Below are 7,438 nucleotides of genomic sequence, written 5' to 3'. Positions count from 1 at the left end.
GGCCCTGGGCGAGGTGTACTTCCGCGACAACGGCCGCCGCGCCCACGGCCTCGAAGTGAAACTCACCGACGTCCTCGACCTGCAGTTCGAGCTGTAGCCGGAAGGCACGTCAACGCATCGAGCGGTGGCAGCAGCAGTCTGGCAGCTATCTACGGTTGGGAGTCCGTGTCGCTCAAGCAAGTTCAGCTTCTCGACGGGGCGACGAACTATTGCAGACCACCGGGGTCCACCACAGCGACTGCCTCACCCGCGTCGCAGGCTTCCAGCAACGCGAGGCGGAACAGGGCCGCCCGATCCGGGCCCTCGTCACCGGCCGTATAGCCGTCGCCGACCGTGCCCCTATCCCGAGGGCCTCGTCCCCCTGCACCTGGAGCGCAAGGGGCACGTCGGGCTGTGACGGGTTCGGCATGAACGGTGCCCTTCAGTGGGGCCCATGCCCTGGCGAGGCTCCCGCAGGGTGTGGACACGAACACGGCAGGTGCGAACCCGAAGGAGGCATAGACGTGCCTGACACGACTGGGAGCTTCGCTCCGGCTCATGGTCTGGGTTGCCGACAGCTCGGGGACACGGCAGCGGGGATGTTCATGGAAGTGCAGCGGGCAGATACAAAGGCCACGACATTGTGCGGCGTGGCTGGCACTCTGCTGGCTGTAAATGCTGCGGCGCGTACAGCGCGAAGTTGCCCCCTGGTCAGACGCCCGCAAGCAGCCCTAGACGAGTCGGTCAGTTGCTCGAAGGCCACTGTGTCGCGCTAAGTTCGATTGTGCCCACGATCAAAATCGCGGCGTAGTCGTTACGCATAGCCAGTTTCACACCGCCCGTGCCTGCCGCCGCGTGCGCTGCGTCTGCCCAAGATCTGTGCCAGAACCCAGAACTCACTGACAAAGCCAGCCGGGCCGATGTTCTCCGCGCCGCCGGACCGGGCAGTGTCACGGAGTGGCCCGTTCGTCTCCCAAGGCTTCCAATTGGTCGGTAGCCTCGGCGCAACTGCCACACGCGATACGGATCGGCACGTAGGAGCGGGGGCCACGAGGAGCCGATGACCGAAGTGGAGACCGGTCTGAGATCCCTGGTGCACGAGGCCACGGTGCGGCTGCGGTCCGCCGACGGCAACGTGTGGGGTTCCGGTTTCTTCGTCGCTCCAGGCTGGGTCCTGACCTGCGCGCACGTTCTCTCGCCCCACCTGTGGCGCGATCCCGGCGCGCCCTTCCAGGTACAGGGGGACGGCCTTGCGGGCGGCAGGCCGTGCGAGGCACGGCTGGAAGCCTGGCTGCTGGAGGAGAAGCCGGATCCGCACCGTCTCATCCCGCCGGAGCAGGACCTGGCCCTGGTCCGAGTGGACGATCCGCCGTCGCACGCGGCGGTCTGGCTCAGTGACCGTCCCCCCTCTTCACCCGGCCCGTCCTCGTCGGCGGTTACGCCCACGGCGCGGACGGCCGCACCGAGCGCTGGGAGGGGTCCTTCCAGCTCATCCGCAGCACGGGACGGTACGGGCTGCACGGAGACGGGGCGTTGGCCATGGGGGTCTCTGGAGGGCCAGTGTTCGACCCCGCTACCGGTGCTGTGGTGGGAGTTGCCAAGGCCCGTCGCGGTGACAGCGCCGCCCTCCTGGTCAGTACCGCGGCCCTGCACGACCTGGGCCCCCTCGGCCTGCGCGTCCTCGCCGACCACGACCGGTGGCACGCCAACCCCATCCTCGACGCGACCGACGGCTGGGCCACCCTGCAACGGCAATTAGTCACCGGCCTTGCCATCACCGGTGACCAGTGGAGCCCCGACGACCGTCACACGGCGCTGGCCCTGCTGTCCGCCCTCCCTTCTCCCGAAGGGGCGCGGCCGGTCGCCGACATCCTCCTGGCAACCCTGGGAGACGCACCCACCGGAATGGCATGGCTACCGCCGAGAACCTGGCGTGAAGGCCACGGCATGCTCTACGGCCACGACCCCACGCCCGCAGCCGTGTTCCTCCGCTATCTGCGCCTAGTGGTGCTCTACACCCGGCACGCGAACCCGCAGGATGCGGAGGCATTCCGACTGGACTCCTGGATCAGGGAACGGCTGACGCAAGTGGCGCCCACACTGCGGGCGCTTGTCACCGACGCGTCCCTGCCTTCCTCGCTCGCGCAGCCGCGTACGACGCCGCACACAGCGACACCTTTCCCGGCTCGGGGCGACGGTCATCCTGTCGTCACCGTTGAACTGGAGCCCCTGCATTACGCGATGCCACCGCGGTTCTACTGGCGCATCGCGGTGGACCAGGGGGACGGGGAATTGATCACGCTGGAGGAGGAGTGTGTGGGTGGGGGTGTGCGTGAGGTCGACGTGGTTCGCCGGCTGGCGCAGCCTTTGGCAGACGCCTTCAGCAGAGCTGATCTGCCGGGCCTGCCAGCGCCGTTGGAAGTCGCCCTGCCCCCGGACTACTTCGACCTCGAAGTGCACCTGTGGCGGGCTCACGACGCCGTGCACCCTGCGCGATCACGGCCTGTGGGTGAACAACGCAGCGTGGTGCTTCGGGACCTGAGTCGACGCTCGGGCCGGATGGTACGTGTTCGTGAACGGTGGGAGGCGCTGCATAATGCCGATTCCTTGACCGCGGTGCCGGTAGGGGGGCCGGACGGGGGCCGGACGTGTGGTGGCAGCGGACCGGGCCCGGCAGCGTTCCTGTGTTCGGCCGGCCGACGGCCCGTGGCGCGGCAGGTGCGGAAACCGTGCGCCAGGAGCTCGCGGCGGTCCTTGAAGCCGGTTTTCCGGTCGCGCTGTGGAACACCAGGAGGCGCGCGGAGGGACGCAGCGACGACGAGCTGGTCCGAGGCACTGTCAGCCTTCTCGGTGAGATCCACACGATTCGTGAACTCCCGGACAGTATAAGGAGATTGCGCTACCACAGAGCAGAGACGCGACCGGAAGGGGACTGGGCGCAACACATGGCGTTGTTCTTCGACGACCCCCATCGTCCGCTGCCGAGTGAGGACTTCGAACTTGACGCCCCCTAGCAGGTGCGGGGCAGGCCCGCACCCACCCGTCCCGCCGCAGCCGAGCAAGGAGCACCCATCATGGATGAATGGCTGATCTATCAGGGCACTGGGGAGCCCTATCCCGACCGTATGGCGCTCCTGCCTCCCGCCCCCGAGTGGCGGCGCTTCGACGGTGAGGGCTCCTACGACGTGCCCCCGGTCGACTCCACCACCCTGCGGCGGCTCGGCGGCCTGGACTCCGGCACACCGCCCGTCCACCGCGACCACACCTTGCACATGGTCAACGCCGCGCTCTACCTGCGCCGGCCGCTGCTCGTCACCGGACAGCCGGGCACGGGCAAGTCGACCCTTGCCCACGCGGTGGCGTACGAATTGGGGCTCGGCCGCGTGCTGCAGTGGTCCATCGTCAGCCGCACGACCCTCAAAGACGGCCTCTACCAGTACGACGCACTCGGTCGGCTCCAGGACTCCCAGCTCGCCTCAGGCGTCGGGAAGCCGACCGACGGCATCGGCCGGTACATCCGGCTCGGCCCGCTCGGCACGGCCTTGATCGCCGCGGACCGGCCGCGCCCCCTGCTCATCGACGAGCTCGACAAGAGTGACATCGATCTACCCAACGATCTGCTGCACGTGCTGGGAGACGGAGAGTTCACCATCCCGGAGCTGGAACGCATCGCCGACCGGCAGCCCGAGGTCACGGTCCCTACCGACGACGGGGGGCGGGTGGTGGTAGATGAAGGGCAGGTGCGCTGCCGAGCCTTTCCGTTCATCGTCATCACGAGCAACGGCGAGCGGGACTTCCCGCCCGCCTTGCAGCGCCGGTGTCTGGCACTGGAACTGTCCCAGCCGAACTCCGAGCAGATCGCCGCCCTGGTCCAAGCGCACTTCGGCCGTGGAGAGGATGCGCGGCACGGGGAGCTGATCCAGCGGTTTCTCGACGGCGACGACACAGGAGGGGCCAGGCCAGCAGATCAGCTGCTCAACGCGATCTTTTTGGTCAATGGACCTGCGGGTGCTGACGCGCTTCGGCGCGGTGAACTCCTGGAGATGCTCATGAGGCCGATTGATCAGCGGCACGGGTGACCGGAGGAGCCATGGCAGACGAGGGATCCTGGAAGTCCACCGGGACCCGTGCCGGACGCAAGGAGGGACGCGGGCATCCCGAGCCGTCCGGGACCGGCGCTGCGGAGGGACGTCTCGCGACGCTGATCGCCGCCCTGCGTGCGCAGGACGGCGACGTGCGAGCGGAGGACGTGGCCGATGCCCTCTGGCTGGCGAGAGTTGCCCCCACCCTGCCCGAGGCCGGCGTAGCTCCGTCCCCACCAGGACCTGCGGCGTCCCGGGAGCCTGGCGCTGCGGACCGAGCCGACGAAACCCCGCCCCCCGCGGCCGTTCGGCCGGCCGGTTCGCCGTCCACTGCGCAGCTCGGAGCAGGGCGTGCGTCCCTGGCGATGCCCGGCGAAGACCCCAGTGCTGGCCCGTCCGGCCATGCGGCGGACGCCCGGACTGCCATCCGCGTCCCTGCGGCGGCCATGCTGCCGGACGCGCAGTCACTGATCCGCGCACTGCGCCCGCTGCGGCGCGGGCAGATGCCGGACACCAGTGCTGTGCGCGTCCTCGACGAGAGCGCCACCGTCGACCGCACCGCCGAATCCCGCCTCCTGCTTCCCGTGTTGCGTCCAGCGCGACGGCACACGTACCGGATGGTGCTGCTCATGGACGTCTCGTCCTCGAACGCCGTCTGGCAGAACACGTTCGAGGATTTGCGGCAGATCTCCCAAAGGGCCGGCGCATTCAGCAACGTCGCTTACCACTACGTGCACGAGGACCACTACGGGCGGCCGACGCTCACCCATGCGTTCGACTCAGGCACGGGATCTGGACGAGTCGTCCCTCCCACCCGGCTCGTGGACGCCGGCCGGCGCTGCCTCGTCCTGATCCTCAGCGACTGCGTAGGACCCCTGTGGCGCAGCGGCCAGATGCAACGGCTCGTGCACCTTCTGGCGAGCGGCGGTCCCGTGGCCGTCATGCAGCCACTGCCCCAGCGGATGTGGCCCCGCACCCACCTGCCGGCCGAACCAGGCACGTTGAGTCGCCTTCCGGGACCCGCCGGCAGGATCGGCTTCCGCACCTTCAAAGCGCCACCTCACGATCGGCAGCCGCCTGCCAGGCTGCTCCCCGTGCCGGTCCTCGCACCGCAGGCCGAACCCTTAGAAGTGTGGGCGCGGCTGGTCGCCGACACCGCAGGCTTCTCGGCGCCGGGGGCGGCCGCCCTGGTACGGGCCGATCACCCGGGAGTAGTCGGGCCACCGCCCGCCGAGATCCCGCTCGCGGCTGCCAAGCGGTTACGACGTTTTCGCCGCACGGCCTCGCCGTCAGCCCTACGGCTGCTGACCGCCTTCCTCTCCGCAGCACCGTTGGCGCTACCTGTAATGCAGCTCGTGCAACGTGCCATGCTTCCCGCAACAGGCCCCGAGGCCATGGCCGAGGTCCTGCTCAGCGGACTGTTCCAGCGCGTGGACGAACCTCTGTCCCCCGGTGCTCTGCGCTTCGAGTACCACTCAGGCGTGCGCGAGGAACTCCTGCGAACGCTGGACCGCGACGTGGCCGCGCTAGTGCTCAAGCACGTCTCCCACTACGTGGAACGGCACTACGGGCGCGGAACGCGCAACTTCCCCGCCCTCGCGTCGGCCGCCCTCGCCGACAGCATTGCGCCCGAGCATGTCTACGCCCTCGGCGCCCGGGGAGTCACGACAGCGGACGGGGCCGACCACATGGTCGCGGGGCTCGAGGAGTTCGCTCATGTCTCCGCGCAGGTGGTGCGGCACTTCACTGGTGTCCCCGTGCCAGCCACGGCAAGTACAGCCCCCGCGGGCCGCATCCCGGCGTCCGTGCTCGCTGACCGGGCCCGCGACCACATCGACGACTTCCGCCGCCTCGGTGCCATGCGCCACTTGGACGCCGCCCTGCGCGAGCTACGCGACGCCGTCCGGGCCGAGCCCGAGCCCACCATACGAGCCGGCTACCACGCCGAACTCGCCGAGATCCTCCTGACCCGGTGGTCGATCCAGCCGATCGCGGAGCACCTTCGCGAGGCGTTGTACGCTGCCCAGGAGGCCGTGCCCCTGGTTCCTTCCGCTTCCCTAGCCCTTGCGCGTGTCCTGGAGCTGATGGCCGACGAGGCAGTGGCCGGTCGGCTCACCCGGGAACTGCTGCCGCCGTGGGTACTGGCGCTGTTGGAGGCGCAACGCGCCGGCCCGCGCGAGACCTCGAACGAGGGCCCTCGGATCGCGGCCGCCCTGCTCGCCGCAGCCGTTGGGCACCTTCCCGGTCCCGGTCCGCGCGTCGGGGCAGATGACGAGTCGACCCAGCGGCATGCCCTGACCTGCATCAAACTGCTGCGCCGTCTCGCCGTCGATGGAGCGCCCTATGCCAGGGAGCGCCCTGCCGTGTGGTGCACGATGCAGCTGGGGAAGGCTCTGCGCACCGCTGACGGCTTGGTGCAGGCCGGTAACCAAGACGGCGTCCGACTCGCACGAGGCCTGGTGCTCTTCGACCTCGCCCGCCACCACGGCCCTTCCGGACTCCTGCCCGCTGGCCTGGACGAGGACATGCGCCCGGACCTCGACGCATCTCACGTCTACGCCGCCCGTGCGGTCGAAGACTTGGGCGCCGCCGCGCGGGAGCCCTCCTGGCAGTCGCTCGTGGTGGAGGACCGCTGCCGCGCGCTTCTGGACCACGCCCAGGCCGTCCTCCTGGCCCGTCCGAGCCAAGACGACGCGGCTCTGGCCGAGAGCCTGGGCCTGCTCGAGCATGCCTGTCTGCTCGCCCGAGGGGCCCTCGGGGACGCTCCTACCCGCCCGCTCCCGGCTGCTCGTGGAGTCCCGACTGCTTCGTGCCCGCATTCTCACCGACTGGTGCGAAGGCGGCGAGGACGGCCGCCGTCGGCCTCCGGTTCGTGCGCCGAGCGCAGGGCAGCGGCCAGATGTTCGTCACCGACGCAGTCGGCGCACACCCATCCGTCCGACGACGACCAGCCGCGCTCCCACTCAGCGATCTGCCAGTCGCCCCCCCCATGCCCAGCTCCCCCTCGACACATCACACCAGCACACCTTGCACCGCAGTCGTCAGCCATCACCCTAGTCGGTGCACACCGCGACGCCGGGTGGCCGGCCAGTCAGGAGCGGAGGAAGCCTGGAAGCCGGCGGTGCCCGCCTGGCCCAACTCCCTGAGCTGCTCGCGCAGCCATCAACATCCTCGCAGCCAAGAACCCGACTGGCGGCCGCCGCGGGTGGTCCAGCGCTGACGGGTTTGTGCATCTGGTCCGAGGAGCCTCACCCCCGGTAGGCAATACCGCTGCGCGTAGATCTAGTGTCCTGCGCCAGAGATCCGTCGGCAGAAGCGTGCGAGGGAGTCGAGGATCTCTTCGGCTGTCTTGGTCCAGATGAACGGCTTGGGGTCTT

Annotated in this window: 4 protein-coding genes and 1 pseudogene; all 5 read left to right on the top strand. The window is 69.4% G+C overall.

Annotated features, from left to right (window positions below; genetic code table 11):
* Window positions 1–1,039 precede the first annotated feature (1,039 nt).
* On the top strand, window positions 1,040–1,738 hold the full coding sequence (locus ACZ7MG_RS43655; RefSeq protein WP_471396531.1) for a S1 family peptidase: 699 nt from the start codon (window positions 1,040–1,042) through the stop codon (window positions 1,736–1,738).
* A gap of 146 nt (window positions 1,739–1,884) precedes the next feature.
* Window positions 1,885–2,595: pseudogene (locus ACZ7MG_RS43650) on the top strand (VMAP-C domain-containing protein); the annotation flags it as partial.
* 32 nt (window positions 2,596–2,627) lie between these two features.
* Window positions 2,628–2,993 (top strand): VMAP-C domain-containing protein, encoded by a 366-nt coding sequence (locus ACZ7MG_RS43645; protein ID WP_471946859.1) that lies wholly within the window; start codon window positions 2,628–2,630, stop codon window positions 2,991–2,993.
* Between the two features lie 60 nt (window positions 2,994–3,053).
* Window positions 3,054–4,058, top strand: a complete 1,005-nt coding sequence (locus ACZ7MG_RS43640) for an AAA family ATPase (RefSeq protein ID WP_471396535.1) — start codon at window positions 3,054–3,056, stop codon at window positions 4,056–4,058.
* Between the two features lie 11 nt (window positions 4,059–4,069).
* Window positions 4,070–7,207, top strand: a complete 3,138-nt coding sequence (locus ACZ7MG_RS43635; RefSeq protein ID WP_471396537.1) for an SAV_2336 N-terminal domain-related protein — start codon at window positions 4,070–4,072, stop codon at window positions 7,205–7,207.
* The last annotated feature ends 231 nt before the right edge of the window (window positions 7,208–7,438 follow it).

The organism is Streptomyces sp. NPDC107538 (assembly GCF_055657445.1).
The sequence above is the reverse complement of the archived record's forward strand: the minus strand, read 5'-3'. Positions and strand labels throughout refer to the sequence as shown.